This window comes from Sphingomonas sp., assembly GCF_019635515.1.
Lineage (GTDB): Bacteria > Pseudomonadota > Alphaproteobacteria > Sphingomonadales > Sphingomonadaceae > Sphingomonas.
Genome location: NZ_JAHBZI010000001.1, coordinates 531,342 through 557,355, shown reverse-complemented (window position 1 = coordinate 557,355; position 26,014 = coordinate 531,342). Strand labels below are relative to the sequence as shown.

Annotated in this window: 29 protein-coding genes; 16 read left to right on the top strand and 13 right to left on the bottom strand. The window is 66.3% G+C overall.

Going from position 1 to position 26,014, the window contains the following annotated elements; all coding sequences use genetic code 11:
* Nucleotides 1-18: 18 nt before the first annotated feature.
* Both KF730_RS02855 and cobS read right to left on the bottom strand, forming a co-directional pair.
* Nucleotides 19-228, bottom strand: coding sequence for a hypothetical protein (locus tag KF730_RS02855; RefSeq protein ID WP_294092120.1), 210 nt, complete (start codon nt 226-228; stop codon nt 19-21).
* Nucleotides 225-1,229, bottom strand: coding sequence for a cobaltochelatase subunit CobS (gene cobS / locus KF730_RS02850; protein WP_294092119.1), 1,005 nt, complete (start codon nt 1,227-1,229; stop codon nt 225-227). Before cobS ends, KF730_RS02855 begins: the two co-directional genes overlap by 4 nt.
* 176 nt (nt 1,230-1,405) lie before the next feature.
* Here cobS and KF730_RS02845 point away from each other — a divergent pair, with 176 nt between their 5' ends.
* Nucleotides 1,406-2,110, top strand: coding sequence for a hypothetical protein (locus KF730_RS02845; protein WP_294092117.1), 705 nt, complete (start codon nt 1,406-1,408; stop codon nt 2,108-2,110).
* On the opposite strand, the gene KF730_RS02840 is transcribed toward KF730_RS02845, so the two are convergent.
* Nucleotides 2,107-2,781: a helix-turn-helix domain-containing protein gene (locus KF730_RS02840; protein WP_294092115.1), complete on the bottom strand. Its 675-nt coding sequence runs from the start codon at nt 2,779-2,781 to the stop codon at nt 2,107-2,109. The genes KF730_RS02845 and KF730_RS02840 overlap by 4 nt on opposite strands.
* 78 nt (nt 2,782-2,859) lie before the next feature.
* Here KF730_RS02840 and KF730_RS02835 point away from each other — a divergent pair, with 78 nt between their 5' ends.
* Genes KF730_RS02835 through KF730_RS02820 form a run of 4 tightly spaced genes read left to right on the top strand, consistent with a single transcriptional unit; the run spans nt 2,860 to nt 4,754 of the window.
* Nucleotides 2,860-3,306 carry a VOC family protein gene (locus tag KF730_RS02835; RefSeq protein ID WP_294092113.1) on the top strand — a complete coding sequence of 149 codons (447 nt, stop codon included), beginning with the start codon at nt 2,860-2,862 and terminating at the stop codon, nt 3,304-3,306.
* Between the two features lie 23 nt (nt 3,307-3,329).
* Nucleotides 3,330-3,812 carry a VOC family protein gene (locus tag KF730_RS02830; RefSeq protein WP_294092111.1) on the top strand — a complete coding sequence of 161 codons (483 nt, stop codon included), beginning with the start codon at nt 3,330-3,332 and terminating at the stop codon, nt 3,810-3,812.
* A 25-nt stretch (nt 3,813-3,837) separates the two neighbouring features.
* A complete protein-coding gene (locus tag KF730_RS02825) occupies nt 3,838-4,563 on the top strand; it encodes a DUF1428 family protein (RefSeq protein WP_294092110.1) in 726 nt (241 codons plus the stop codon).
* A gap of 11 nt (nt 4,564-4,574) precedes the next feature.
* Nucleotides 4,575-4,754 carry a hypothetical protein gene (locus KF730_RS02820; RefSeq protein ID WP_294092109.1) on the top strand — a complete coding sequence of 60 codons (180 nt, stop codon included), beginning with the start codon at nt 4,575-4,577 and terminating at the stop codon, nt 4,752-4,754.
* A 175-nt stretch (nt 4,755-4,929) separates the two neighbouring features.
* Here the strand turns inward: KF730_RS02820 and KF730_RS02815 are convergent, their stop codons facing one another.
* Nucleotides 4,930-5,493 (bottom strand): J domain-containing protein, encoded by a 564-nt coding sequence (locus KF730_RS02815; protein WP_294092107.1) that lies wholly within the window; start codon nt 5,491-5,493, stop codon nt 4,930-4,932.
* 89 nt (nt 5,494-5,582) lie between these two features.
* Here KF730_RS02815 and KF730_RS02810 point away from each other — a divergent pair, with 89 nt between their 5' ends.
* The 4 genes from KF730_RS02810 (at nt 5,583) to KF730_RS02795 (ending at nt 8,472) form a co-directional block, all read left to right on the top strand.
* A complete protein-coding gene (locus KF730_RS02810) occupies nt 5,583-5,867 on the top strand; it encodes a BolA family protein (RefSeq protein WP_294092106.1) in 285 nt (94 codons plus the stop codon).
* Between the two features lie 54 nt (nt 5,868-5,921).
* A complete protein-coding gene (locus KF730_RS02805; protein ID WP_294092105.1) occupies nt 5,922-6,821 on the top strand; it encodes a pirin family protein in 900 nt (299 codons plus the stop codon).
* Between the two features lie 180 nt (nt 6,822-7,001).
* Nucleotides 7,002-7,499 (top strand): hypothetical protein, encoded by a 498-nt coding sequence (locus KF730_RS02800; protein WP_294092104.1) that lies wholly within the window; start codon nt 7,002-7,004, stop codon nt 7,497-7,499.
* A gap of 82 nt (nt 7,500-7,581) precedes the next feature.
* The gene (locus tag KF730_RS02795) at nt 7,582-8,472 is read left to right on the top strand and encodes an alpha/beta hydrolase (protein WP_294092103.1); all 891 of its coding nucleotides are present in this window, start codon (nt 7,582-7,584) and stop codon (nt 8,470-8,472) included.
* A gap of 246 nt (nt 8,473-8,718) precedes the next feature.
* Here KF730_RS02795 and KF730_RS02790 read toward each other — a convergent pair whose 3' ends face one another.
* Nucleotides 8,719-9,777, bottom strand: a complete 1,059-nt coding sequence (locus tag KF730_RS02790; RefSeq protein ID WP_294092102.1) for a DUF2332 domain-containing protein — start codon at nt 9,775-9,777, stop codon at nt 8,719-8,721.
* Between the two features lie 49 nt (nt 9,778-9,826).
* Between KF730_RS02790 and hisG the strand changes: the two genes are divergently transcribed.
* Genes hisG through KF730_RS02775 form a run of 3 tightly spaced genes read left to right on the top strand, consistent with a single transcriptional unit; the run spans nt 9,827 to nt 12,155 of the window.
* A complete protein-coding gene (gene hisG, locus KF730_RS02785) occupies nt 9,827-10,477 on the top strand; it encodes an ATP phosphoribosyltransferase (protein WP_294092101.1) in 651 nt (216 codons plus the stop codon).
* Nucleotides 10,474-11,766, top strand: coding sequence for a histidinol dehydrogenase (gene hisD / locus KF730_RS02780; protein ID WP_294092100.1), 1,293 nt, complete (start codon nt 10,474-10,476; stop codon nt 11,764-11,766). The genes hisG and hisD overlap by 4 nt, the downstream gene beginning before the upstream one ends.
* Nucleotides 11,766-12,155 carry a hypothetical protein gene (locus KF730_RS02775; RefSeq protein ID WP_294092099.1) on the top strand — a complete coding sequence of 130 codons (390 nt, stop codon included), beginning with the start codon at nt 11,766-11,768 and terminating at the stop codon, nt 12,153-12,155. Before hisD ends, KF730_RS02775 begins: the two co-directional genes overlap by 1 nt.
* A 10-nt stretch (nt 12,156-12,165) precedes the next feature.
* Here KF730_RS02775 and KF730_RS02770 read toward each other — a convergent pair whose 3' ends face one another.
* Nucleotides 12,166-12,603 (bottom strand): hypothetical protein, encoded by a 438-nt coding sequence (locus KF730_RS02770; RefSeq protein ID WP_294092098.1) that lies wholly within the window; start codon nt 12,601-12,603, stop codon nt 12,166-12,168.
* Nucleotides 12,604-12,633: 30 nt separating this feature from the next.
* Between KF730_RS02770 and nusB the strand changes: the two genes are divergently transcribed.
* The 3 genes from nusB to KF730_RS02755 all read left to right on the top strand — a co-directional run bounded on the left by nusB (nt 12,634) and on the right by KF730_RS02755 (nt 16,484).
* Complete coding sequence (nusB, locus tag KF730_RS02765; protein WP_294092097.1) at nt 12,634-13,095, top strand: transcription antitermination factor NusB; 462 nt, start codon at nt 12,634-12,636, stop codon at nt 13,093-13,095.
* Between the two features lie 199 nt (nt 13,096-13,294).
* Nucleotides 13,295-14,182: a thiamine-phosphate kinase gene (gene thiL / locus KF730_RS02760; protein ID WP_294092096.1), complete on the top strand. Its 888-nt coding sequence runs from the start codon at nt 13,295-13,297 to the stop codon at nt 14,180-14,182.
* 112 nt (nt 14,183-14,294) lie between these two features.
* A complete protein-coding gene (locus KF730_RS02755; RefSeq protein ID WP_294092095.1) occupies nt 14,295-16,484 on the top strand; it encodes a sodium-translocating pyrophosphatase in 2,190 nt (729 codons plus the stop codon).
* A 620-nt stretch (nt 16,485-17,104) separates the two neighbouring features.
* Here KF730_RS02755 and KF730_RS02750 read toward each other — a convergent pair.
* The 3 genes from KF730_RS02750 to KF730_RS02740 form a co-directional block, all read right to left on the bottom strand.
* Nucleotides 17,105-17,392 carry a hypothetical protein gene (locus KF730_RS02750; RefSeq protein WP_294092094.1) on the bottom strand — a complete coding sequence of 96 codons (288 nt, stop codon included), beginning with the start codon at nt 17,390-17,392 and terminating at the stop codon, nt 17,105-17,107.
* Between the two features lie 157 nt (nt 17,393-17,549).
* Nucleotides 17,550-19,724 carry a catalase/peroxidase HPI gene (gene katG / locus KF730_RS02745; protein ID WP_294092092.1) on the bottom strand — a complete coding sequence of 725 codons (2,175 nt, stop codon included), beginning with the start codon at nt 19,722-19,724 and terminating at the stop codon, nt 17,550-17,552.
* A gap of 115 nt (nt 19,725-19,839) precedes the next feature.
* A complete protein-coding gene (locus KF730_RS02740; protein WP_294092091.1) occupies nt 19,840-20,916 on the bottom strand; it encodes a glycosyltransferase family 2 protein in 1,077 nt (358 codons plus the stop codon).
* Between the two features lie 96 nt (nt 20,917-21,012).
* Here KF730_RS02740 and KF730_RS02735 point away from each other — a divergent pair, with 96 nt between their 5' ends.
* Nucleotides 21,013-21,654, top strand: coding sequence for a glycosyltransferase (locus KF730_RS02735; protein WP_294092090.1), 642 nt, complete (start codon nt 21,013-21,015; stop codon nt 21,652-21,654).
* 7 nt (nt 21,655-21,661) lie between these two features.
* Here KF730_RS02735 and KF730_RS02730 read toward each other — a convergent pair whose 3' ends face one another.
* The 4 genes from KF730_RS02730 to KF730_RS02715 all read right to left on the bottom strand — a co-directional run bounded on the left by KF730_RS02730 (nt 21,662) and on the right by KF730_RS02715 (nt 25,896).
* Nucleotides 21,662-22,801 carry an acyl-CoA dehydrogenase family protein gene (locus KF730_RS02730; RefSeq protein ID WP_294092088.1) on the bottom strand — a complete coding sequence of 380 codons (1,140 nt, stop codon included), beginning with the start codon at nt 22,799-22,801 and terminating at the stop codon, nt 21,662-21,664.
* Nucleotides 22,801-23,580: an SDR family NAD(P)-dependent oxidoreductase gene (locus tag KF730_RS02725; RefSeq protein WP_294092087.1), complete on the bottom strand. Its 780-nt coding sequence runs from the start codon at nt 23,578-23,580 to the stop codon at nt 22,801-22,803. Before KF730_RS02725 ends, KF730_RS02730 begins: the two co-directional genes overlap by 1 nt.
* Nucleotides 23,577-24,596: a CaiB/BaiF CoA-transferase family protein gene (locus KF730_RS02720; RefSeq protein ID WP_294092086.1), complete on the bottom strand. Its 1,020-nt coding sequence runs from the start codon at nt 24,594-24,596 to the stop codon at nt 23,577-23,579. Before KF730_RS02720 ends, KF730_RS02725 begins: the two co-directional genes overlap by 4 nt.
* 148 nt (nt 24,597-24,744) lie before the next feature.
* Nucleotides 24,745-25,896, bottom strand: a complete 1,152-nt coding sequence (locus KF730_RS02715) for an acetyl-CoA C-acetyltransferase (protein ID WP_294092085.1) — start codon at nt 25,894-25,896, stop codon at nt 24,745-24,747.
* Between the last annotated feature and the right edge of the window lie 118 nt (nt 25,897-26,014).

The following is a 26,014-nucleotide window of genomic DNA, read 5'->3' as shown; positions in this document are numbered from 1 at the left end:
TCGCAAGAGCGCGCACGACTATCTCCGCCGCAACCACGCCTTGAAACGGCCCCAGCGGCCGGGCGGCGGGACGGGCGTCACCGCACTGAAGCGCTCGGTCTCGAAGCCCATCCGCGAATGGATCAGGTCCTTCAAATACGCCAGTTCATCGCCGGTGATCGGCCCGTCCGGATTGCTCCGCCAGCGGCTCGGGTGGAGCGGATCGTCCTCTGATCCGCCCTCGCTCAAGCCTTGGCGACCACGCTCTCGGGCAGGTCGGTCCCAAACACCCGCTGGTAATATTCCGCCACCTGCGCGCGCTCGGCTTCGTCGCATTTGTTGAGGAACGACAGGCGGAACGCGAAGCCGACATCCTTGAAGATCAGCGCGTTCTGCGCCCAGGTGATCACCGTGCGCGGGCTCATCACGGTCGAGATATCGCCGTTGATGAAACCCTTGCGGGTCAGATCGGCGACGCGGACCATGTTCTCGACCGTCGCCTTGCCCTCGGGCTGGTCATATTCGCCCGACTTGGCCAGCACGATCTGCGCCTCGACCGCGGCCGGCAGATAGTTGAGCGTGACGACGATGTTCCAGCGGTCCATCTGGCCCTGGTTGATCTGCTGGGTGCCGTGATAGAGCCCGCTGGTGTCGCCCAGGCCCACCGTGTTGGCGGTCGCGAACAGCCGGAAATAGGGATTGGGACGGATCACCCGATTCTGGTCGAGCAGAGTTAATTTGCCCTCGGTCTCCAGCACGCGCTGGATCACGAACATCACGTCGGGGCGGCCGGCATCATATTCGTCGAACACCAGCGCCGTCGGCGTCTGCAACGCCCAGGGCAGCAGCCCTTCGCGGAATTCGGTGATCTGCTGGCCGTCCTTGAGGACGATCGCGTCGCGGCCGATCAGATCGATGCGGCTGATATGCGCGTCGAGATTGATACGGATGCACGGCCAGTTGAGCCGCGCCGCGACCTGCTCGATATGCGTCGATTTGCCGGTGCCGTGATAGCCCTGGACCATCACCCGGCGATTGTGCGCGAAGCCGGCCAGGATCGCCAGCGTGGTGTCGCCGTCGAACACATAGGCCGGATCGAGATCGGGCACGCGCTCGTCGGCCTCGCTGAACGCGGGACATTCCATGTCGGTGTCGATGCCGAACAGCTCGCGAACCGAGATCATCTTGTCGGGCGCGGCGAGGATGGTGGTGTCGCGGCTGTCGGGCTGGGTGTTGGGAATGTCGGCCATGCACCAGCCGCCTAGAGGGTGAGAGAGGCGACCGCAACGGCTGGTTGCGTGGAATCGCCTGAAACTATGGTCCCGTCCGTCGATCCTTCGTCGCACGAACCGACAGCGCACTTTCCACTGCCTCGCTTTCGTGAGATCATGACGTCATCGAAACGCCCTGCCCCGAGAGGAAATCGATGATCAGGCAGCTGCTGTTCCTTGCGCTGGCAAGCGCTTCGCTCGGATCGTGCAACTGGGGCGCGAGCGAGCCGCCACCCCCGCCGCCGCCGCACGATCGCCCGCGCCCGGTCGTCGAGCCGCCGTTCGACTGGATCGCGCCCGATCCCGAATGCCGCGGCCAGATGCGGCGCGGCGAGTGGCTGGTCTGCGACAACAAGAATCTGCGCTATCTGCATCGCACGCTCGCCACCGAATGGGCCAATGCCCGCCAGGGTGCCGAGCGCGGCGCGCTACGCGTCATGCAGCGCCAGCAGATCGCATTGCTCAGCGAGCGCAACCGCTGCGAGGACGCGGCCTGCGTCGCCACCGCCTATCGCCGCTACCTCTCGGGTTATTCCCGCCCCGAACCGCGCCCGACCTGGACCCCGGCACCGCGCCCGCCAGTCAAGGTTCGCCCCCGCCACCCCCGCCCGCCGCGCGACTGGAATCAGGGTGGCTGGCGCGATGAGAATTGGGGTCCGCGCCGCCGCCGCGGCGAGCAGAGCTGCGCCGCCGAAGTCGGCGGATCGGCCTCGGCCTATCTCGTCAGGCAATGCCGTGTCGTGAACGGCCGCTGGGATCGCGGCTGCACCGCCGACATGACCTGCGACGATCTCCGCGAGGCGATCAGCGATGGCTGCTCGAACGCGAATCGCCGTCCGGGCTTCTGCAACCGGCGCTAGATTTTCTCCGGCAACACGAACAGCGAAGGATAACGCTCGGCCAGCGCGCGATCGCCGCTGATCGCCAGCACCCCCGCCGCTTCGGCATCGGCCAGTGGCCGCCCGCCATAGACCACCGAAGCCAGCGTCATCGGATCGGTTTCGAAGCGGACGTCGCACGCCTCGTCGGCGCGGCGGATCGCGATCTCGTCGGACTTCAGCGTCGCGACGAAATGCTCCGGGCCCATGACGAAGCAGACCGTCCTGCCGATCAGCTCCCGCGCCCGCTCGCGGGCGTACATGGTCCGGAACGACATCATGATCGAGGCGGCGGATAGCGGCAGCGTCACATCGTGATCATGGCTGCGCACCGCCCAGCGGCCCAATTCCTGGATCGCGGGTTCGCTCTCATAGCCCCAGGGCGTCAGCTCATAGATCTGCACCGATGCCGGCGGCGGCAGCTTGCGCCTGGCGACGATCTTCGACGCCTCCAGCCCCTCCAGCCGCTGCGTCAGGATATTGGCGCTGATCCCCGGCAGCGCGGCTTTCAATTCCCCGAACCGCCGTCCGCCAAACATCAGCTCGCGCACGATCAGAAGCGACCAGCGCTCCCCCACCAGTTCAAGCGCAAGCGCGGTACCGCACGCATCGTCATACCAGCGGCTGCGGGAGGAATTTTCCGTCTGGGTCACTTTTTTTAACTTCATGGTTGCTTTTTATAACCAGTCCGGCGAATAAAGGCAAATAATGATTCGCAAGGAGAGAACAAGATGTCCGCCCCCCAGATGATTTTCGTGAACCTGCCGGTTGCCGATGTCGCCCGATCCACCGCCTTCTACGAGGCGATCGGCTTCACCCGGGATGACCGCTTCAGCAATGAAATGGCCTCGGCCATGCAATTGTCGGACACGATCACGGTGATGATCCTGCACCGCGACTTCTTCCAGACCTTCACCGACAAGACGATCGCCGATTCGCATGCCGCCACCGAGGTGCTGATCTGCATCTCGCGCGACAGCCGCGAGGCGGTCGACGCGATCAACGAACGGGCCGCCGCAGCAGGCGGGCGCGCCGATGTGCGCCCGGTGCAGGATATGGGCTTCATGTATGGCCGCACCTTCGAGGATCCGGACGGCCACATGTTCGAGCCGATGTTCATGGACATGGAAGCGGCGATGGCCGCCTTCCCCGATGGCCCGGCCCACGAACCGGCCTAAAACCAAGACACAGGAGAGAGAAAATGGCCGATAAGATCACCACCGTCCTCTGGTTCGACCATGTCGGCGAGGAAGCCGCCAACTTCTATTGCTCGCTGGGCCTGCCCGACAGCCATGTCGACCGGGTCATCCGCTCGCCCGGCGACAATCCCAGCGGCAAGGAAGGGGATGTCCTCGTCATCGACTTCACCCTCGATGGCCGCAAATATTCGGCGCTCAACGGCGGCGACATGTTCAAGCCAAACGAGAGCGTCTCGTTCATGATCGTCACCGAGGACCAGGCCGAGACCGACCGGCTATGGAACGCGATCACCGGCAATGGCGGTCAGGAATCGGTGTGTGGCTGGTGCAAGGATAAATGGGGCTATAGCTGGCAGATCACGCCGCGCGTCCTGCTGGAGTCGATGACCAATCCCGACAGGGACGCCGCCCGCCGCGCGCACGAGGCGATGATGAAGATGAAGAAGATCGACGTCGCCGCGATCGAGGCCGCGATCGCCGGCTGAAGCCGAAAATCCGAGGAGAGAATCGATGACCTATGTCGAAGGATTCCTGACCCCCGTCCCCAGCGCCAACAAGGACGAATATCTCAAGCACGCCCAAAGCGCGGCGCCGCTGTTCGAGCGCCTCGGCGCCACCCGCTTCGTCGAGACCTGGGGCGATGATGTCCCCGACGGCAAGGTCAACGACCTAAAGAAATCGGTGAATCTCGAAGACGGCGAGACCGTGCTGTTCAGCTGGCTCGAATATCCCGACAAGGCCGCGCGCGACGCCGCCAACGAAAAGATGATGAGCGACCCGGCGATGGCCGAGATGGCCAAGGACATGCCGTTCGACGCCGGGCGGATGATCTATTCGGGCTTCGAAGCGATCGTCGATACCGGCACCGCCACCGCCCCCGGCTATGTCGACGGCTATCTGATCCCGGTACCGACCGACAAGAAGGATGCATATCGCGAAATGGCTGAAAGGGTATCCGGCATGTTCCAGGAATTCGGTGCCCTGCGCGTCGTCGAAGGCTGGAGCGATGAGACGCCCGACGGCAAGCTCACCGACTATAACCGCGCCACGCTCAAAAAGCCCGACGAGAGCGTGGTCTATTCCTGGGTCGAATGGCCCGACAAGGCCACGCGCGACGCCGGCTGGGGCAAGCTCATGGAAGACGAACGGATGCAGAACCAGCCCGAGCCGGTCTTCGATGGCAAGCGCATGATGTGGGGCGGCTTCAAGCCGATCCTCGACACCCGGAACGGCTGAAGGGGCGTACGATGGAAAACGCGCATGGCAGCTTCATCTGGTACGAATTGCTGACAGGCGACATCACGGCGGCCAAGGCCTTTTACAACGGCGTGGTCGGCTGGGACATCGACGCCGAAGCCCCTCCAGGCGGCATGGACTACCGGATGATCAAGGCGAGCGACGGCATGGCCGGCGGGCTGATGCAATAGGAAGCCGTCGCCAAGCGGATTGCCGGCAAGAGGTAGAAGCGAAGGGCTTACTCCAAACCGTCATCCCGGACTTGTTCCGGGATCCACCAGGCCACTTGGTGTAGCGCTAGAGGCTCCAGCTTCGCTCTGGCGGCACGGTGGACCCCGGAACGAGTCCGGGGTGACGAAGAGCGAGTCAAGCAAACGCCGGCGACGATTTCAGCACCTGATACGCCTCGATCACCGCCTGCAACTTGGCCTCGTGTGAGCGATCCCCGCCATTCCGGTCGGGATGATATCGCCGCACCAGATCCGAATAGCGCCGCCTGAGCATCGTCCGGTCGGCATCCACATCCAGCGCCAGTGCGCGCAGCGCCTCGCGGTCGCGGCCCGATAGCGGCTTGCCGTCCTTGCGCGCGGCCTGATCCTGCATGCGCTGCCTGAAGCGCGCGCCGATCGCATCCAGCGGATCGCTGAAATCGGCCCAGCGCGGCGGCCGGTCGGCGCCGCCATTGCCCGAAAAGGCCCGCGTCTCGCGCTCCCAGCCGGCGAGCGGCCGCTGCGCGTCATGGATCTCGTCGGCGCTCATCCCGCGGAAGAAATTATAGCCCGAATTGAATTCGCGGACATGCTCGAGGCACAGCCAGCGAAACTCGGGCGGCCCGTCGCGCCCGCTCTGCGCGCCTTCGATCAGCGGCGCGCGAAACTCGCCCGGCTCGGTGCATCCCGGCTCGGCGCACAGCCGCCCGGGCGCCTCCACGCGGCCGTGGAAACGAGAATTCGGCCGGTCTTTTCTGGGCTGGCTATCGGCCACGCGACTCCCTCGAACAATCGCCCTATATAGGCGGCATGACCCTGCCCGCCACCGCGCCGCTCGCCGAAATCATCCATGCCCGTCTCACCGCCGCCCTCGCTCCGTCGCAGCTCGAGGTGATCAACGACAGTCATCATCATGCCGGCCATATGGGCGATGACGGCTCGGGCGAATCGCACTGGACGGTAATCGTCGAAAGCGCGGCCTTTGCCGGCCAGTCGCGCGTCGCCCGCCAGCGGATGGTCAACCACGCCCTCGCCGATCTGCTCCGGCAGCGCATCCACGCGCTGGCGATCAAGGCCAGAGCACCCGGAGAATAGGATCGTTTCCGTACCGGCGATTGCCGCCGCACGAATGCGCGCTACCTTGGCACCATGAACGAAAGCCTGATCCTCCAGACCATCGAGCCGGTCACCCATGATCTGGGCGGCTTCAAGGTCCACCGCACCCTGCCCTCGCGCCCGCGCACGATGGTCGGTCCCTTCATCTTCTTCGATCAGATGGGCCCGGCTCGGCTGGATGTCGGCACCGGCATCGATGTGCGCCCGCATCCGCACATCAACCTCGCCACCGTCACCTATCTCTATGCCGGGGCGATCGACCACCGCGACAGCCTCGGCACCTTCGCGACGATCGAACCCGGCGCGGTCAATCTGATGACCGCCGGCAAGGGCATCGTCCATTCCGAGCGCTCGCCATCGGCCGAGCGCGCGAAAGGCCCCGAACTGTCCGGCCTCCAGACCTGGCTCGCCCTCCCAGAGAAATATGAGGAAGTCGATCCCGCCTTCGAGCATGTCGCCGCCGCACAGCTGCCGGTGGTCGAGGGCGAAGGCGCCACCGCCCGGATCATCATGGGCGATCTGTGGGGTGCCTCGGCCCCGACCACCACCTATGCGCAGACCATCTATGCCGACATCGCCCTCGATGCCGGCGGCAACATCCCGATCGATCCTTCGGCAGACGAGCGCGCCGTCTACCTCGCCACCGGCGAAGCCACGCTCGACGGCATGACGCTGGAGCCGATGACCCTCTACGTCCTTCGCCCCGGCATCGCCGCGACGCTGCGCTCCGATACCGGCGCCCGCATCGCCCTGTGCGGCGGCGAAGCGTTCAAGACGCCCCGCCATGTCTGGTGGAACTTCGTCTCCTCCAGCCGCGACCGCATCAACCAGGCCAAGGCCGACTGGAAGGCCGGCGCCTTCCCCAAGGTGCCGGACGACGACAAGGAATTCATCCCGATCCCCGAAGTGCCGCTGACGGTGAGCTATCCCTAGCACCCGCGCCAGCGCTGCGCCCGCAAACAGCGCTTCGCGTCCGAAGCCGAAGCGCGGGCGGCAATCCGCGATGGCGCGGCCCTTCACCCCTATCGCTGCGACCGTTGCTTTCGCTACCATTTGACCAGCCGCACCAGGGGCAGGTTTCCTCGCCACGCCCACCCCTGAGCCGGAGCTTCGGTGACCTCGACTTGCGTGCTGGCGGAAGCGGCTGGTTACGCTATGATTTTACGCATGCGCTTTCGGCTTAACCGCTACGAGATATTCGCGCTGGTGGCGGTGATTGTCACGACGATGCTGTTCCTCGACGTCGCATTGGGCGCCGCCTGGGTTTACACCCATGTGCAGAAGATGTCGGTATGGCAGCAAGCCGGGGCCATTTGCGGCTGGCTAATTGCGACGTTCGGCCCCATCGCCCTTTCCGTTCTGTTTTGGCGGTTGTCCAGGCATGTGCGCAGAGCGTGGATTCTGCACCTGCTGATGCTGCCGCTGGCCTATCTGATGATCGGTCAGGGTGCCGCGCTGATCCTGGCGATGACCGGCGACGTCACCGGCTTCGACAGCACGCTGGGCGGGCCGATAATCCAGGCTATGGTCCTCTTCATGCTGACGATCATCAGCTATTATTCGACCGTCCTGATCGCCACGCTACATGCGCGGGCAACCATCCGCCGATAGCGGCACTGGCCATTTGCAAAGCCGAGACCCGCCTCCTACCCTCTCCAAAATGCCCGGCAGCGCGGCAAAACAGGAGACGGAAATGGGCTTTGACCTCCAGCGGATCGCATTGCCCTCCGGGGTGGAGCTCGACGTCGCCATCGCCGGCGACCCCGCCAATCCGCCGATCATCCTCCTCCACGGCTTCCCCGAATCGCATCGCACCTGGCGGCATCAGATCCCTGCGCTGGCCAAGGATCACTATGTCGTCGCCCCCGATCAGCGCGGCTTCGCCCGCTCGTCCAAGCCCGAGGGCACCGAGAATTATTCCCCCGACAAGCCCGTCGCCGATCTGCTCGCGCTCGCCGATCATCTCGGCATCGGCCAGTTCACGCTTGTAGGCCATGATTGGGGCGGGGCGATCGCCTGGATGGCGGCGCTGCAGCACCCGCAGCGGATCGCGCGGCTGATCATCGTCAACGCGCCGCATCCGCTCGTCTTCCAGCGCTCGCTGTTCGACGATGCCGAGCAGCGCGCCTCCAGCCAGTACATCACCGCCTTCCGTAACCCCGACTTCGAGCAGTTCGTCGCGCGGATGGGCATCCCCACCTTTTTCGACACCAGCTTCGCCAAATATACCGACGCCGCAGCGCTTGCTCCCGAGCGCGACGCCTATATCGACGAGTGGAGCCAGCCCGGCACGATGACCGGCATGCTCAACTGGTATCGCGGCAGCAGCGTCATCGTCCCCGCTCCGGGCGAGACTCCCGAGCGGCCCGCCTGGCTCGACGCGCCCTTCCCGCCCGTCACCCAGCCGACCTTGGTGATCTGGGGCATGAAGGACACCGCCCTGCGCCCGGTCCAGCTTGCCGAGCTGCCCAATTACGTCCCTGATCTCACGCTGGTGAAGATCGAGGATGCCGGCCATTTCGTGCCATGGGAAAAGCCCGAACCGGTCACCGCGGCGATGCGGGAGTGGCTGGCGAAACGCTAATCGTCACCCCGGCGAAAGCCGGGGCCCAGGGTTACTCGGCGATGCGCTGCGTGGCTCTGGGTCCCGGCTTTCGCCGGGATGACGCAGGTAGGAGCGGCTCCGTTCGCCGCCCTTGCAATGTAGGATTTCGCCTGCTTGGCTGATGCCGTCGGCACTGCCGCCCGCTCTTTGAAATCGTCGTCCAAAAATGCCCATGGTCACTGCGACCATTGGGACCATTCGCGAATGTTTAGCCCCCGGAAAACACTAAACTTCCTCAATATTCGCGGTCCAGCCCTCCACCCAAGCCCCATGTGCCTGCGAGGCGGCGACCATCACCCCGGGCGCGCCATCGGGCCAGGTCCGCACCCGCACTTCCTGCCGGTGCAGCGTCCGGTCCGGCTCCATCTCCACCCAGGCGAGCGGCTTGTCGGCAGTCGCTGCGGCGCCCGCTTCTTCCATCATCCCGGTGATCTTGGCCTGCGTCTGCGCCGGCAGATATTGCCACACCACCGAATGCATCAGCACCCGCGTCACGCCCTCGGCCTGGGGTTCGGCCAGCCGCGCCTCCAGCCACTCGGCGGCGTCGGCCTCCTCCAGTTGCACCGGCTGGGCCGCGATCATCGCGATCGCCCCGGTCATCCGCGCCTGCCGCTCGGGGTTGTCGGCCCAGACATAGGCGCGCAGCCGCTCGGCAGCCGCCGCGTCGCGGACATCGACGATCGCCTGATCGCATCCGCGCACGCTGGCAAAGCGCACCGGCACCCGCGGCGGCACCGGACCCCGCCACTCCGGACGGATCGTCACCGGCGCATCCTCCGGTCCAACGGTCGTCCCGCCGAGATCGAATCGGTAGCGGTCGATCAACAGGTTCAGCCCAGCGCTCGATCCGATCTCCAATATCTCCAGCGGCTGACCGAAGCGCCGCGACACTTCGATGAGCCCGCACATCAACGCGCCCGAACGCCCGGCCTCGTTGGTCTGCGGCGGACCATCGAGCCAGGGATAGAGCTCGCCGTCATGCGCGCTCAACGCCGCTGACAGCGCCGCCTTCACCGCTTCCGGATCGGTGATCGTGCCGTCGAACACATCCACCAGCGCCACGCCGCGCAACGCCAGCGAATGCAGTCCGCCCACCGTGCGCAAGGGGAGCGCCGCCTTGGTCGGCTCGCCTTCCCAGTCGAGCGCCCGCGCGCCGGTACGGCTGTCGCGGCTCAGGCAATCGGCGAGCGCCAGGCAGATTCGCGCGGTGATCGGCGCGCCCATCGCCGTGCAATAATGGTGCTGGAGCCGATAGGCTTCGCGGTTGGCTGCTTCATCCGACATGCCGCGCTTGTTGCGCCGCAGCGCCCCCCCAAGTAAAGCCCCGCTCTCCATGACCGAGCCTTTGATCCTCGCCGTACCGAAAGGGCGCATTCTCGAAGAATGCCTGCCGCTGCTCGCGCATGTCGGAATCATCCCCGAACCGGCGTTCGCGGACGAGAACAGCCGGGCGCTGCGCTTCAAGACCAACACCCCGGCGATCGACCTGATCCGCGTCCGCGCCTTCGACGTCGCCACCTTCGTCGCGCACGGCGCCGCCCAGCTCGGCATCGTCGGATCGGACGTGCTCGCCGAGTTCGCCTATTCGGAGCTCTACGCGCCCGTCGATCTCGGCATCGGCCATTGCCGCATCTCGGTCGCCGAGCCCGCCGACATGGCGAGCGAGGACGATCCGCGCGGCTGGAGCCATGTACGCATCGCCACCAAATATCCGCACATCACCCGCGCCCATTTCGAGGCGCGCGGCGTCCAGGCCGAATGCGTGAAGCTGAACGGCGCGATGGAGCTGGCCCCGGTGCTGGGCCTGGCGCCGCGCATCGTCGATCTCGTCTCCTCGGGCCGCACCCTCAAGGAGAACGGCCTTGTCGAGGTCGAGGTCATCGCCGAAGTCACCTCGCGCCTGATCGTCAACCGCGCCGCCTTCAAGATGCGCGCCGGCGAGGTCGTGCCTTTGGTCGATGCCTTCCGCAAGGCAGTCGCGTGATCCGCCTCGACACCACCCAACTCGGCTTCGGCCGCGCCTTCACCGCCCTCGTCAACGCCCGCCGCGAAGCCGATGAGGACGTCGCCCGCAACGTCACCCACATCATCAAGCGCGTCCGCGACGAAGGCGATGCCGCCGTCCGCGATCTCACCCGCCTGTTCGACAAGCACGACCTCGACGCGACCGGCTGGCGCATCGACCGCGCCGAATGCCTGCAGGCGTGGGAAGGCCTCACCCCCGACCTTCGCGCCGCGCTCGAACTCGCCGCCGAACGCATCGCCGCCTATCACGCCAAGCAGCGCCCCGCCGACAGCGACGATATGGACGCGCAGGGTATTCGCTTGGGCGCCCGCTGGCGTCCGGTGGACTCGGCAGGCGTCTACGTCCCGGGCGGCCGCGCCGCCTATCCCAGCTCGGTGCTGATGAACGCGCTCCCTGCCCGCGCTGCCGGCGTCGAACGCCTGATCATGGTCACGCCGACCCCGAACGGCGAGGTCAATCCGCTGGTCCTCGCCGCCGCGCATCTCGCCGGGGTCGACGAGATCTGGCGGATCGGCGGCGCCCAGGCGATCGCGGCGCTGGCCTATGGCACCGACCGGATCGCACCCGTCGACGTCATCACCGGCCCCGGCAACGCCTGGGTCGCCGAAGCCAAGCGCCAGCTCTACGGCGTGGTCGGGATCGACATGGTCGCCGGCCCCAGCGAGATCGTCGTCGTCGCCGATGGCCAGAACGATCCCGAATGGATCGCCGCCGACCTGCTCAGCCAGGCCGAGCACGACCCGACGAGCCAGTCGATCCTGTTCACGGACGACGCCGGTTTCGCGGACAAGGTCGCCGAAGCGGTCGACAGGCAGATCGCCGGGCTCGCCACCGCCGAGACCGCGCGCGCCAGCTGGGATGCAAACGGCGCGATCATCGTCGTCGCCGCCCTCGCCGATGCGATCCCGCTGTGCGACCGCCTCGCCCCCGAGCATCTCGAACTCGCCTGCGACGACGCCGAAGCGCTGTTCGAGCAGGTCCGCCACGCCGGCTCGGTGTTCCTCGGCCGCCACACGCCCGAGGCGATCGGCGACTATGTCGCGGGCCCCAACCATGTCCTCCCCACCGGCCGCCGCGCGCGCTTCGCCTCCGGCCTGTCCGTCCTCGATTTCATGAAGCGCACCAGCTTCCTGCAATTGGACGAGCCCGGCCTCGCCGCGATCGGCCCCGCCGCCGTCGCCCTCGCCCATGCCGAGGGGCTCCCCGCGCACGCCCGCTCGGTCGCGATCCGGCTCAGGGGCAAGTGATGCGCGTGCCCGATCTTCACGACGATGGCTGGTGCCTGGAAAGCGGGGTCGAGCGGCACCTGCTCCACCCTGAGAGTTTCCCGATCCCCAACGAGGCGGCGCGCACCAGCCTCGCGGTCGGCGATTTCGCCAAGCTGATCTTCCTCGTCGCGACCGACGATGACGACGCGCCGTTGGTCGAGCGGATGTGGGTCGTGGTCCGCGAAGTCGCTGGCGACACCTATTTCGGCTTGCTCGATAACGAGCCCGAGATCGATGAGAATGACGATTTCTGGCTGGGCGCCGAAGTACCGTTCAACCAGGAGCATATCATCGAAATCCAGAAGGGCGACGCGGGCAGCCGCGACTATGCTGCCCGCCCCCCGCTCAGGATTTGGCCACGCGCCTAGCGAGCCGGGTTCAGCGAACCTCTTCGGTATTGAGCGGCCAGTCCTTGCGCCGGTCCGACTTCAACACCCGGTCGATCGCGCGCGCGTTCGAATAATCCACCCAGCTACGATAGCGGTCAGCAGTGCCGAACAGCACGAAGCGCCATCGTTCCCCCACGCGCTCGAAGTTGAGGTCGCAGGCCCCGCTATCGCCGAAGACATGGATGAATGGCTCCGGCGTTCCCTTGAACACCCGGATCACGCGGATCCTGGCTGGCGCGCCGCCATCGACACCGGCCTCGACTACCTCGCCGTCCAGAATGACGCTGGCCTCAGCCACGGTCTTTTCCGCGGATGCGCGCCGCTCCGCAAAGGTTGGTTCGTGATCTACGAGAATCGAGCAGGCGCGGGCATCGGACATTCCCCAGAACGCCGCGAGAAGCGAGAAGAACGCAAGACGCTTTGCCATATCGCGCAAAGCTACCTATCTGCCCCGCTTATGCCTAGTCCTACCGCAAAGACCCGTTCCAAGGCCCGCGCCGCCGCGCGCCTCGCCGCCGTCCAGGCGCTTTACCAGCGCGAGATGGAAAACACGCCGATCACCGCCCTGCTCCACGAATTTCACCAGCACCGCCTCGGCGCGACCATCGAGGACGTCGAATATGCCGACGCCGACGCCGCCTTCTTCGACGATATCGTGAAGGGCGTCGACGCGCGCCGCGACGAGATCGACGGCGTCATCTCCTCGAAGCTCTCGTCCGACTGGTCGCTCGACCGGCTCGACAAGCCGATGCGCCAGATCCTGCGCGCCGGCGCCTATGAGCTGATGGCGCGCAAGGACGTGCCGGTCGGCGCGGTGATCAGCGAATATCTCGACGTCACCGACGCATTCTACGACCGCCGCGAAAAGGGCTTCGTCAACGGCCTTTTGGATGCGATCGCCAAGGATGTGCGCTCCTGATTCCGATCCTCCCCGGTACGGGGAGGGGGACCAGCCGCAGGCTGGTGGAGGGGGCGTGCCGCGAGCGCATCGCTGCGTGGAGAGCCCCCTCCGTCAGTGCTTCGCACTGTGTTCAAGCGAGATCGCGTGCCCCGCACGCGATCTTGGCCTGCCGGGGGCAGGCCAAAGCTCGAACACTCCCCGTGCCGGGGAGGATCGATTGAACGAAGCCGATTTCATTGCCGCGCTGCGCACCCTGCCGCTCCATCCGGGCGCGCACGGCCTGCTCGACGACACCGCGACGCTGACCATCGGCGGCGAGACGCTGGTCCTCACCCACGATGCCATCGCCGAGGGCGTGCATTATCTTCCCGGCACCGATCCCGCCGATATCGCCTGGAAGCTGGTGGCGGTGAACCTGTCCGACCTCGCCGCCAAGGGTGCCGAGCCGATCGGCGTGCTGATCGGCGCGACGCTGAGCGACGAGCGCTTCATCGAGGGGCTGCGCGACATTCTCGAAACCTACAAAGTCCCCTTGCTTGGCGGTGACACCATCGCGACCAGCCCCGCGGTATTCGGCTGCACCGCCATCGGCCGCGCGACCGGCCCGATCCCGACACGGAATGGCGCTAAGGTCGGCGATCTGATCTGGCTGACCGGCAGCATCGGCGCGGCGATGATCGGATATCAAACGCTTCGCGACCAAGCCGCTGACCTTCCCGAGGAGGAAGCCGTCTACGGCGACACGAGCCGTTACCTCCGCCCGGTTCCTCGCCTGTACGAAGGCCGCGCTCTGGCACCGCATGTTCATGCCATGATGGATGTGTCGGATGGCCTGCTGCTGGACGCCAGCAGGATTGCCGTGGCCAGCAATTGCACCTTGGCCATCCAGCAGGATCGCGTGCCGTTTTCCCCTGGCGCCTGTGATCTCCGCGAGCTGGAAGCGCTAGGCTGGGGCGACGATTACGAGCTGCTGTTCACCGCCCCCGAATCCTTCGACCCGCCGATCGACGCGACCTGCATCGGCCACGTTCTCGCGCCTGGCCCCGCACCGCTGCTGCTCGATGGGATGCCTCCGACCGGAGACTTGGGCTACGAACACCGCTGAGCGCGCTTGCGCTCGCCCGAAGCCTGCTTATACCTCCACCCCTGCTCTCGAAATCCGGCGCCAAGACCGGAAGAGGCGTCTCCAAAAGTTCTAGGGGAAGGACTTCATCACCATGACGATCGTCTACATCGCCATAGCATGCGGCCTGATCGCCGTACTCTATGGCATCCTGACTGCCCAGCAGGTGCTCAGCGCGCCTGCCGGCAACGAAAAGATGCAAAGTATCGCCGCCGCCATCCAGGAAGGCGCGAAGGCCTATCTCGGCCGGCAATATCTCACCATCGCCATCGTCGGCGCGATCGTCGCCGTCATCATGTTCTTCACCCTCGGCACGCTATCGACCCTGTGCTTCGTGATCGGCGCGGTGCTTTCCGGCATCGCCGGGTTCGTCGGCATGCACATCTCGGTGCGCGCCAATGTCCGCACCGCGGAGGCCGCGCGCGGCTCGCTGCAGGGCGGGTTGACGCTGGCGTTCCGCTCGGGCGCGATCACCGGCATGCTGGTGGCGGGTCTCGGCCTGCTCTCGATCGCCGGCATCTTCGGCTATCTCATCCACTTCGCCGGGCTGAACCTGGGCGAGCTGGCGGACCGCCGCGAGATCATCGCCGCGCTCACCGCGCTCGCCTTCGGCGCCTCGCTGATCTCGATCTTCGCGCGTCTCGGCGGCGGCATCTTCACCAAGGCCGCTGACGTCGGCGCCGATCTCGTCGGCAAGGTCGAAGCCGGTATCCCCGAGGACGATCCCCGCAATCCGGCCGTGATCGCCGATAACGTCGGCGACAATGTCGGCGACTGCGCCGGCATGGCCGCCGATCTGTTCGAAACCTATGTCGTCACTCTCGGCCTCACCATGGTCTCGATCGCGCTGCTCCTCGCGGGCGTCGGCGCCGAGGCGCTGATGAAGCTGATGGCGCTGCCGCTGATCGTCGGCGGCGTGTGCATCATCACCTCGATCATCGGCACCTATATGGTCCGCCTCGGCGGCAGCCAGTCGATCATGGGCGCGCTGTACAAGGGCTTCTGGACCACCGCGATCCTCTCGATCCCGGCAATCTATGTGGCCACGAGCTACACGCTCACCGGCCAGTTCCTCGGCGACATGAACACCGTCGTCGGCGCGCTGCCGGTCGATCCCACCGCCGTCATCGCCGGCACCGGCGATATCGCCACGCTCACCGGCAAGGAATTCACGGGCATGAGCCTGTTCCTGTGCATGATGATCGGCCTCGCCGTCACCGGGCTCCTCGTCTGGATCACGGAATACTACACCGGCACCAACTATCGCCCGGTCAAGTCGATCGCCAAGGCATCGGAGACCGGCCACGGCACCAACGTCATCCAGGGCCTGGCCATCAGCCTTGAATCGACCGCGCTGCCGACGCTGGTGATCGTCGTCGCGGTGATCGCGGCGTTCCAGATCGCCGGCATCATCGGCGTCGCCTTCGCCGCGACCTCGCTGCTCGCACTCGCTGGCATGGTCGTCGCATTGGACGCTTATGGTCCGGTCACCGACAATGCCGGCGGCATCGCCGAAATGGCTGGCCTGCCCGACGATGTCCGTCACAAGACCGACGCGCTCGACGCGGTGGGCAACACCACCAAGGCCGTGACCAAGGGCTATGCCATCGGCTCGGCCGCGCTCGCCGCGCTGGTGCTGTTCGGCGCCTATACGACCGACCTCAAGGAATTCTTCCCTGACGTGCCGGTCGATTTCCAGCTCAGCAATCCGTACATCATCGTCGGGCTGCTGCTGGGTGCCTTGCTGCCCTATCTGTTCGGCGCGTTCGGCATGACCGCCGTGGGCCGCGCCGCCGGTTCGGTGGTCGAGGACGTCCGCACCCAGTTCCGCGAGAACCCGGGCATCATGGAAGGCTCCAGCCGTCCCAACTATGCCCGCACGGTCGACATCGTCACCAAGGCGGCGATCAAGGAAATGATCGTCCCCTCGCTGCTGCCGGTGCTGAGCCCGATCGCGGTCTACTTCATCATCACCTACGTCGCCGGCCAGAGCGAAGGCTTTGCGGCGCTGGGCGCGATGCTGCTGGGCGTGATCGTCTCGGGTCTGTTCGTGGCCATCTCGATGACCTCGGGCGGCGGCGCATGGGACAATGCCAAGAAGTATATCGAAGACGGCAATCACGGCGGCAAGGGCTCGGAAGCCCATAAGGCCGCGGTGACCGGCGACACGGTCGGCGATCCCTACAAGGACACCGCCGGTCCGGCCGTCAATCCGATGATCAAGATCACCAACATCGTCGCGCTGCTGCTGCTCGCGGCGCTGGCGGGGCATGTGGCGGGGTAGGCGGTGCCCGGCACCGACCGACGCGGCTTTGCCGCGGCGGGCCGAAAATGAGAAAACCCGCCCGGACGCAATCCGGGCGGGTTTTTCCTTGGGCGGGCGCGGCGTCAGGCTACCAAAGATCACGAAGGTGACACCAGGAACGGGTGCCGCGCGGCGCGAATGGTCCCAATGGTCGCGGTGACCATGGGGGTTTCTGAAGTGACGATTTCAAAGAGCGGTCGGGAGCGCCGAGCGGCCGAGCCCAAGCAGGCGAAATCCTACATTGCAAGAGGATGGCTCAACATCGAATACCAGCCCCATCGTCATCCCGGGCTTTTCCCGGGAACCACAATGCCGACCGCGTGAAGCCAAACAATGCTTGCTCCATACCAAGCCGCTTGGTGACACCCGAAACAAATCGGTGCTCATCCCGCTAGAACATGGACGGTTCCCCGGCGCAGGCCGGGGCCCAGTTGGGAAACGAGCATTGGCAAGCGCCACGCTTCGTTACCGCGACCTCTCCACCTGGGCCCCGACCTACGCCGGGGAGCCGAGGAGGATACATGCTCAAGCGGGATACGTGACGAACAAGTCCGGGGTGACGAAGAAAGGATGGCCGCCAGCGCGGCACGGTCGCGCATTCAATCCAGTCCCAGCAACCACCGATCCAGCCGAACCGCGTCGACGCGCGCTTCGGGCAGGGCGGCGTTGAGCGCCAATCGATGCCGCATCATCCAGCGCATGCAACTGGCCTTGCTGGCGAAGGCGGCGAAATCGCTGCGGTTGGCGCGCAGCGTGTGGCGATCGACGAGGAAGCGGGCGCCGCGAAAACAGCCCGGCGCGGCGGGCCAGTCACGGCAGGGCGCGACGACGCTCGGCACCCAATAGGCGCGGCGCGGGTCCAGCAGATCGACGTCGGCACGCCGCATCGCCTTCCTCTCCCTTTTTAGCCCCTCCCCCCTTGATGGAGGTTGGGTGGGGGTGAGCTATCCTCATTGGGCAGTCCTATGAGGAGAGCTCACCCTCCCACTGCCTTCGGCAGCGGGCCCCTCCCTCTCCCATCAAGGGAGAGGGAAGGTAGTCGCATTACGCCAGATCGAAGCGATCGGCGTTCATCACCTTGGTCCACGCCGCAACGAAGTCGTTGACGAACTTCTCCTCATGCCCGTTCTCGGCATAGACCTCGCCGACCGCGCGCAGTTCGGCATTCGAGCCGAAGATCAGGTCGGCCCGGGTCGCGCGCCATTTCTCGCCCCCGTCCTTGCGGTCGGTCGCGACATATTCCGCGCCGTCCTCGTCCGTCGCTTTCCAGACATTGGTCATGTCGTAGAGGTTGACGAAGAAGTCGTTGGTCAGCTGGCCCGGCCGCTTGGTGAAATGGCCATGGCCGCGCTCGCCGTGATTGGCGCCGAGCACGCGCAGGCCGCCGATCAGCACCGTCATCTCCGGCACCGACAGGCCAAGCAATGATGCACGATCCAGCATCATCTCCTCGACCTTCACCGCCAGCTTCTTCTTGCCGACATAGTTGCGGAAGGCATCGGCCTCGGGCTCCATCACCGCGAAGCTCTCGGCGTCGGTCTGTTCCGCCGTCGCGTCGCCGCGGCCGCCGGTGAAGGGCACATTCCTGGCACCCGCCTTTTCGAGGCCGACCACGCCGCCGAGCACGATCGCGTCAGCAAGGCTCATCGAGCCGCGCAGGCCGTTGAGCGTGTCGATCACCTTGGCGAGCATCGCCGGCTCGTTGACTTCCCAATCCTTCTGCGGCGCCAGCGCCACGCGCGCGCCGTTGGCGCCGCCGCGATGGTCCGACTTGCGGTAGGTGCTGGCCGAGGCCCAGGCGGTCTTGACCAGCTGGCTGACGGTCAGGCCGCTGCCCGCGATCTTGGCTTTCACCGCCTGGACGTCCGCGTCCGAAGGCATGGTTCCGGCGGGGATCGGATCCTGCCAGATCAGGTCTTCGGCGGGGACTTCCGGCCCGAGATAGCGGACCTTCGGGCCCATATCGCGATGCGTCAGCTTGAACCAGGCGCGGGCGAATGCGTCCTTGAACGCCTCATGGTCGTTGCGGAACCTCTCGCTGATCGCGCGGAATTCGGGGTCGCGCTTCAGCGCCATGTCGGCGGTGGTCATCATCGTCGGAACCTTGAGGTTCGGGTCCCAGGCCGCCGGCGCCATGTCCTCCTCCTTCTGGTCGATCGGTTGCCACTGGTTGGCGCCCGCCGGCGACTTGACCAGCTCGTAGTCGTAATCGAACAACAGGCGGAAATAATTCTCGGTCCATTTGTCCGGCGTGTTGGTCCAGGCCCCTTCGATGCCGCTGGTGACGGTATGCTCGCCGATACCGCCGCTCTCATGGCCGCTGACCCAGCCGAAACCCTGCGCGGCGAGATCGGCGCTGGAGGGCGCGGCGCCGAGCAGCGAGGCGTCGCCATTGCCATGCGCCTTGCCGAAGGTATGGCCACCGGCGGTCAGCGCGACGGTCTCCTCGGCGTTCATCGCCATGCGCGCGAAGGTTTCCTTCATGTCGCGCGCCATGCCGGCATCGTCATGCGGATTGCCCTGCGGGCCTTCGGGATTGACGTAGATCAGGCCCATCTGGATCGCGGCCAGCGGGCCTTCGAGCTCGTGCATGCCGTGTTCGGGAGCGATGCGGGTCTGGACGCCCTGGTTGACCCATTTGTCTTCCGAGCCCCAATAGATGTCGCGCTCGGGCTCGAACACGTCGGCGCGGCCGCCGCCGAAGCCGAATACCGGCCCGCCCATCGATTCGATCGCGACATTGCCGGCGAGGATGAACAGGTCGGCCCAGCTGATATGCTTGCCGTATTTCTGCTTGATCGGCCACAACAGGCGGCGCGCCTTGTCGAGATTGCCATTGTCCGGCCAACTGTCGAGCGGCGCGAAGCGCTGCTGCCCGCTGTTTGCGCCGCCGCGGCCATCGGCGGTGCGATAGGTGCCGGCGGCGTGCCAGGCCATGCGGACGAAGAACGGGCCGTAATGCCCGTAATCGGCCGGCCACCAGGGCTGGCTGTCGGTCATCAGCGCGGTCAGATCGGCCTTTAGCGCCCGGTAGTCGAGTGCCTTGAACGCTTCGGCGTAATCGAAATCCTTGCCCATCGGGTTCGATGCGCCATTGGGATTGAGGATCTCGGTCGCCAGCATCTCCGGCCACCAATCCTTGTTGGTCCGTCCCAGCAACGCGCGGATGCCGCCGCCATGGATCGGGCAGCCACCCTTGGTTTCCGTCTCTGCGTTCATGCCTGTAATCCTCTCGCGCTCTTTGGATTTCGCGGAGGCTAGGCGCGGTCGCGGAGTCGGTGAAACGACTAAACTCGACCAGTGCCAATCAGAAAATCGATCAAAGCGGCGGAACTTATTGAACGATCCGCGCAAGCTCGCTCTGTGCGGCGTGCAGCGCCATCTGGGTGTGCACCGCGGTGAGGTTATGCCTGGCAAGGTGGCTGCCGCATCCTTGCAGGCTGCCCTCCAGATCGGGCCGTTCGCCAATCTGCAGGCAGCGCTCCCAGCAGCCGGCGGCGAGCGGCAGCCATTGCTCCACCGCCTGCGCCGGGTCCTCGATCGCCTCATCGAGCAGCAGATTGCCGACCACGAAGAAGAAATCGGGCGATTCCTGCCAGTGCGGCATTTCGGCATCGGCGATCGCCAGCGCCTTTTCGCGCTTGCCGGTCTTGTTGAGGCTGCGCAGCAAGCGGATGATCAGCCCGTGCCGCCAATTGGCGTCGGGCCCGGTGCCCTTGTACGATTGCTCGTAGCGCTCGGCGGCGGCGTCCATGTCGCCGTGCAGCTCGCAATCCTTGCCGAGCTGATAGGTGATGTAGGGGTCGTCCGGCCGCTCGGCGAGATCGGCGAGCAGCAGGGGGCGGTTGCGGTCCTTCTTGCGCTCGACATGCGCCTCCAGATAGCCGTCATGGCCAACATGGATGTTGATATTGATGCGCGGCAGGTCCGAGACCGCCTGTTCGTGGACACGGCCTTCGTAGCGCACGCCGCGCGGCAGCAGCCGCGTCATCCAGTTGCGGCGGGAAGCGCCGTCGGGCGAATTGGGCCCGTCCATGGCGCTGTGCACGCAAACCTTGCCCATCCGCGCCTGGCCCTTGCACCAGCGGCGCAGCGCATCGCCGCCCGACATGATCCATTCGTCGGCGTCGAGGATCAGGTTCCAGTCGGCATCGGCAAGGTCGAGGGCATGGTTGCGCGCCGCGGAGAAATCCCCCGGCCAGGGCAGATGATGGAGTTCGGCGCCGCAGGCGGCCGCCAGCATCTGGGTCCCGTCGGTCGAGCCGGTGTCGAGCACGAGGATGCGATCGACATGGCCGCGCAGGCTTTTCAGGCAGCGCTCGATGCAGCGCGCCTCGTCCTTGACGATGAGCACCGCGGCGATGCTCGCGCGCGCCTTGGAACTGGTGCGGAACTGGCCAGCTTTTTTCATGGCTTCGTCCATGCCCGGCGACATGCGAAAAAATTGTTAACCATGCCGCTTTACTTGTGACGGTGAACAGAACCGCGCCGCGCGAGGAAGACCATTGTGATCCCCAAGCTCCTGCATTTCATCTGGGTCGGCGACGAGAGCAAATGCCCGACCAACTGCATGGACACCTGGCGCGCGATGAACCCGGACTGGGAAATCCTCGTCTGGGGCAATGACGATCTCGCCGGACAGGACTGGTACAACCAGGACCATATGACGGCGATGGCCCAGCTCGAATGGAACGGCGTCGCCGACATGATGCGCTGGGAGATCCTCCACGCGAAGGGCGGCGTCGTCGTCGATGCCGACAGCATCGCGCTGCGTCCGCTCGACGATCACCTGCTCGATTGCGAGGCGTTCGCCTGCTGGGAAAACGAAGCCGCGCGTCCCGGGCTGATCGCCGCCGGCTATTTCGGCTGCGAGGCGGGCAACGAGTTCGTCGCGCAGATCATCCGCGACATCCATGACGATCCGGATGTCATCAAATCAAAGGCGTGGAAAACGGTCGGCCCGCTGCGGCTGACGCAGAGTTACCGGAAATACCGCTATGCGCCGCTGCGCATCTATCCGAGCCACTATTTCATCCCGACCCATTTCACCGGGCAGAAATATGAGGGGCCGGGCCCGGTCTATGCCGACCAGCTCTGGGGCTCGACACTGCGCGCCTATGACGAGCTGCACACACGGCAGGTCGCCTGAGCAGCGCCTAAAGGCTGCGCGCGATAAGCATCTTCATGATCTCGTTCGACCCGCCATAGATCCGCTGCACCCGCGCGTTCCGCCACATCCGCGCGATCGGATAGTCGTTCACATAGCCATAGCCGCCATGCAGTTGCAGGCATTCGTCGACCACCTGCCCCTCGGCCTCGGTCACCCATAGCTTGGCGATGGCGGCACTGGTCAGATCGAGCGTGCCGGCCAGCTGCCGCTCGATGCAGTCGTTGACGTAAACGCGCGCGATCTCGGCCTTGGCCTTGCACTCGGCGAGCTTGAACTGGGTGTTCTGGAAATCGAAGACGCGCTGGCCGAACGCCTTGCGCTCCCTGGTATATTCGGTGGTGACCTGCACCGCCTTGTCCATCGTCACGACGCTGGAGATGGCGATGACGAGACGCTCGCGCGGCAGCTCCGCCATCAGCTGGCGGAAACCCTGCCCCTCGCTCGCCCCGAGCAGATTGTCGGCGGGCACCCAGACCTGGTCGAAGAACAGCTCGCTGGTGTCCTGCGCATCGAGCCCGATCTTGTCGAGCGCCTTGCCGCGGCGAAAGCCCTCGGCGCTTTCTGTTTCGACGATCAGCAACGACACGCCCTTGGCGCCTTCACTGGGATCGGTCTTGGCGACGACGATGATGAAGTCGGCGATCTGGCCGTTCGAGATGAAGGTCTTGGCGCCGTTGATCCGGTAGCCATTCCCGTCCCGGAGCGCGGTGGTGCGGATCGATTGCAGGTCCGATCCCGCCCCGGGCTCGCTCATCGCGATGGCGGCGACGCTCTCGCCAGAGCACAGCTTCGGCAGCCAGCGCCGCTTCTGCTCCTCGGTGCCGTGCGCCAGCACATAGGGCAGGATGATGACATTGTGCAGCGACAGCGCGAACCCCTCGACGCCGTGCCGCCCGACCTGCTCGACCAGCACCACATCGTGCCGGAAATCGCCACCCGATCCGCCATATTCCACTGGAATCGACACGCCGAGCAGCCCCGCCTCGCCCGCCTGCCGCCAGAAGCCGCGCTCGACCTGCCCCGCCTCGCGCCAGCGGGCGATCCGCTCGGGCGGCGCCTCGCGCTCGAAGAACCGCGCGGCGCCATCGGCCAGCGCGACCAGCTCGGGGTCGTCGCGCCAGCCCATCAGCGCGGCGCCATCCGGATCGCGCCGTCGAGGCGGACGTCCTCGCCGTTGAAATAGGGATTGCGCAGCATCTCCAGCGCGAGACCGGCATAATCCTCCGGGTTGCCGAGCCGCTTGGGGAACGGCACCGAGGCGCCGAGCGCGTCCTTCACATTCTGCGGCATCGCCTGCATCAGCGGCGTATCGAAGATGCCGGGCAGGATCGTGTTGATGCGGATGCCCTCGCCCGAGAGATCGCGGGCGATCGGCAGCGTCATGCCGACGATGCCGCCCTTGGAGGCCGAATAGGCGGCCTGGCCGATCTGCCCGTCCTCCGCAGCGACCGAGGCGGTGCAGACGATCGCCCCGCGCTCGCCGCCATCGTCCGGCTCCAGCGTCAGCATCCCCGCCGCGCTCTTGACGATGCAGCGGAAGCTGCCGACGAGGTTGACCTGGATCACCCAGTCGAACGCCGCGGCCGGGAATTGCTTGATCTCGCCGGTGGCCCGGTCGCGCCCGACGGTCTTGAAGGCGTTGCCGACCCCGGCGCAGCAGACCAGCACGCGCTCCTGGCCATGGGCATCGCGCGCCTTGGCGAAGGCGGCATCGACCTCGTCATCCGAGCGGACATCGACCTTGCAGAAGGTGCCGCCGATCTCGGCCGCCAGCGCTTCGCCCTTTTCCGCGTTCATGTCGAACAGGGCGACCTTGGTGCCCGCCGCCGCCAGCGCGCGCGCGGTGGCCGCGCCCAATCCCGATGCGCCGCCGGTGACGACCGCGGCTGTGCCTTCAAACTTCATGTCTCTCTCCAGATGGGCGGCACGGGGGCCAAAGCGGGGGTTGCCGAGAAGCGCGGAGCCGGCGCGGGCGCGCCGCCAGCAAAGGTGCCGCGCGCCAGATTGTGCGGATGCGCCGCGGCCTCGTCGAAGGTCAGCACCGGCGAGACGCAGGCGTCGGGCGCGAAATGCGCGATCCATTCGTCGCGGCCGCGCGCGGCGAATATCGCGGCGAAACGCTCGATACGCGCCGGCCACAGGCTCGCGTCCATCTGGCTCGCGCCCTCCTCGCCCAACCCGGCCACCAGCGCCGCATAGAATTGCGGCTCGATCGCCCCGACCGCGACATGGCGGCCATCGGCGCAGGCGTAACAGCGATAAAAGGGTGCGGCGCCGCTCAGCAGGTTCGCCGCCGGCCCGTCGCGCCACATGCCGGCCGCCTTGAAACCCCAGCCCATGCTCGCCAGCAGCGCCGAACCATCAGTCATCGCCGCATCGACCACCTGGCCCGGCGCCCCCATCTTCACCGCCAGCAACGCGCTCACCATCCCGAAGGCGAGCAGCATGCCGCCGCCGCCGAAATCGGCGACATAATTGACCGGCGCGACCGGCGGCTCGCCCGGCACGCCGATCCCGTCGAGCAGCCCGGCGATGGCGAGGTAATTGATGTCGTGCCCCGGCGCGTCGCTGAGTGGTCCATCCTGCCCCCAGCCGGTCATGCGCCCATAGACCAGCCTGGGATTGTCGCCGATCAGCACCTCCGGCCCCAGCCCGAGCCGCTCCATCACCCCGGGGCGGAACCCCTCGATGATGCCGTCCGCGTCGCGGCACAGCGCCCGCGCCTGTTCGATGCCATCCGCCGCCTTGAGGTCGATCCCGACGATCGTCCGCGACCGCGCCATCGCATGCGGGCCAAGCGCCGCGCCGGGCCGCTCGATGCGGATCACCTCGGCGCCATGATCAGCCAGCATCATTCCCGCGAACGGCCCCGGCCCGATCCCGCCAAATTCGACGATGCGGATGCCGGCGAGGGTGGGCATTAAAACGATCCTCCCCGGCACGGGGAGGGGGACCATGCGCAGCATGGTGGAGGGGGGGCGCCGCAAATGCTTCGCTGCGTGGATAGCCCCCTCCGTCGCGCTACGCGCGCCACCTCCCCGTGCCGGGGAGGATCGAAGAGCCGTCCCCTCACAGCGCCTCGACGATCGTCACATTGGCGATCCCGCCACCTTCGCACATCGTCTGCAGGCCATAGCGCTTGCCGCGCTTGCGCAGCGCATGGACCAACGTCGCCATCAGCTTGGTCCCCGAAGCCCCGAGCGGATGCCCGAGCGCGATCGCCCCGCCATTGACGTTGAGCCGCTCAGGATCGGCGCCGCTATGCTCCAGCCACGCCAGCGGCACCGGCGCGAACGCCTCGTTGACTTCATACAGGTCGATATCGCCGATCTTCATGCCCGCGCGCTGGAGGGCGCGGTCGGTGGCGAACAGCGGCTCCTCCAGCATCACCACCGGATCGCCGGCGGTCACCGTCAGGTTATGGATGCGCGCCAGCGGCGTCAGGCCATGCGCCTTCAACGCCGCCTCGCTGACCACCATCACCGCCGATGCGCCGTCACAGATCTGGCTGGCATTGCCGGCGGTGATCACGCCGCCCTCGGCCAGCGTCTTGAGGCCGCCGAGTCCCTCCATGCTCGCATCGAAACGGATGCCCTCGTCCTGCGCGTGCATCGCGGTGCCTTCCGGCGTCTCGATCTCCAGCGCGAGGATCTCGTCGGCGAAGTCGCCGCGCTCCACCGCCGCCGCCGCGCGCCGGTGGCTCTCCAGCGCATAGGCGTCGAGCCGCTCGCGGTCATAGCCATATTTCCTGGCGATCATCTCGGCGCCGGTGAACTGGCTGAACCCGTGCACCCCGAAACGGTCGAGCGCCTTCTGGCTGTACGGCTTTGCACCCGCCACCGAGGTTCCCATCGGCACCCGGCTCATATGCTCGACGCCGGCGGCGATCACCACGTCCTGCGTGCCCGACATCACCGCCTGCGCCGCGAACTGGATCGCCTGTTGCGAACTGCCGCACTGGCGGTCGATCGACACGGCGGGAACGCTTTGCGGCAGCGTCGATGCCAGCACGGCGTTGCGCCCGATATGCAGCGCCTGCTCGCCGGCCTGGCCGACACAGCCCATGATGACATCATCGATCGCGGCGGGGTCGATCCCCGAGCGCGAGGCGATTTCGGAGAGGACCGCGCCGCCGAGATCGGCCGGGTGCCAGCCCATCAATTTGCCATTCCGGCGCCCGCCCGCGGTGCGCGTCGCCGCGACGATATATGCTTCGGCCACAAGCCTCTCCTCATGCCCCTTGCACCGGGGTCAACTTACACCGATGTAAGTGCCGGAGGCGGCGTCCGTGCGCAAGAGCATGGCGCGCTTCCCTTTTCCCCCATCACAGAGTAAAGGC

Excerpts from the sequence above, each read along its gene's own strand:
- KF730_RS02830 (WP_294092111.1), top strand. The coding sequence starts at position 3,330 with ATGGCCGATAAGATCACCACCGTCCTCTGGTTCGACCATGTCGGCGAG.
- KF730_RS02740 (WP_294092091.1), bottom strand. The coding sequence starts at position 20,916 with ATGAAAAAAGCTGGCCAGTTCCGCACCAGTTCCAAGGCGCGCGCGAGC.
- nusB (WP_294092097.1), top strand. The coding sequence starts at position 12,634 with ATGCCTAGTCCTACCGCAAAGACCCGTTCCAAGGCCCGCGCCGCCGCG.
- KF730_RS02795 (WP_294092103.1), top strand. The coding sequence starts at position 7,582 with ATGGGCTTTGACCTCCAGCGGATCGCATTGCCCTCCGGGGTGGAGCTC.
- KF730_RS02845 (WP_294092117.1), top strand. The coding sequence starts at position 1,406 with ATGATCAGGCAGCTGCTGTTCCTTGCGCTGGCAAGCGCTTCGCTCGGA.
- cobS (WP_294092119.1), bottom strand. The coding sequence starts at position 1,229 with ATGGCCGACATTCCCAACACCCAGCCCGACAGCCGCGACACCACCATC.
- hisG (WP_294092101.1), top strand. The coding sequence starts at position 9,827 with ATGACCGAGCCTTTGATCCTCGCCGTACCGAAAGGGCGCATTCTCGAA.
- KF730_RS02775 (WP_294092099.1), top strand. The coding sequence starts at position 11,766 with ATGCGCGTGCCCGATCTTCACGACGATGGCTGGTGCCTGGAAAGCGGG.
- KF730_RS02750 (WP_294092094.1), bottom strand. The coding sequence starts at position 17,392 with ATGCGGCGTGCCGACGTCGATCTGCTGGACCCGCGCCGCGCCTATTGG.
- KF730_RS02770 (WP_294092098.1), bottom strand. The coding sequence starts at position 12,603 with ATGGCAAAGCGTCTTGCGTTCTTCTCGCTTCTCGCGGCGTTCTGGGGA.
- KF730_RS02720 (WP_294092086.1), bottom strand. The coding sequence starts at position 24,596 with ATGCCCACCCTCGCCGGCATCCGCATCGTCGAATTTGGCGGGATCGGG.
- KF730_RS02790 (WP_294092102.1), bottom strand. The coding sequence starts at position 9,777 with ATGTCGGATGAAGCAGCCAACCGCGAAGCCTATCGGCTCCAGCACCAT.
- KF730_RS02805 (WP_294092105.1), top strand. The coding sequence starts at position 5,922 with ATGAACGAAAGCCTGATCCTCCAGACCATCGAGCCGGTCACCCATGAT.
- katG (WP_294092092.1), bottom strand. The coding sequence starts at position 19,724 with ATGAACGCAGAGACGGAAACCAAGGGTGGCTGCCCGATCCATGGCGGC.
- KF730_RS02730 (WP_294092088.1), bottom strand. The coding sequence starts at position 22,801 with ATGGGCTGGCGCGACGACCCCGAGCTGGTCGCGCTGGCCGATGGCGCC.
- KF730_RS02835 (WP_294092113.1), top strand. The coding sequence starts at position 2,860 with ATGTCCGCCCCCCAGATGATTTTCGTGAACCTGCCGGTTGCCGATGTC.
- KF730_RS02725 (WP_294092087.1), bottom strand. The coding sequence starts at position 23,580 with ATGAAGTTTGAAGGCACAGCCGCGGTCGTCACCGGCGGCGCATCGGGA.
- KF730_RS02825 (WP_294092110.1), top strand. The coding sequence starts at position 3,838 with ATGACCTATGTCGAAGGATTCCTGACCCCCGTCCCCAGCGCCAACAAG.
- KF730_RS02820 (WP_294092109.1), top strand. The coding sequence starts at position 4,575 with ATGGAAAACGCGCATGGCAGCTTCATCTGGTACGAATTGCTGACAGGC.
- KF730_RS02810 (WP_294092106.1), top strand. The coding sequence starts at position 5,583 with ATGACCCTGCCCGCCACCGCGCCGCTCGCCGAAATCATCCATGCCCGT.
- KF730_RS02755 (WP_294092095.1), top strand. The coding sequence starts at position 14,295 with ATGACGATCGTCTACATCGCCATAGCATGCGGCCTGATCGCCGTACTC.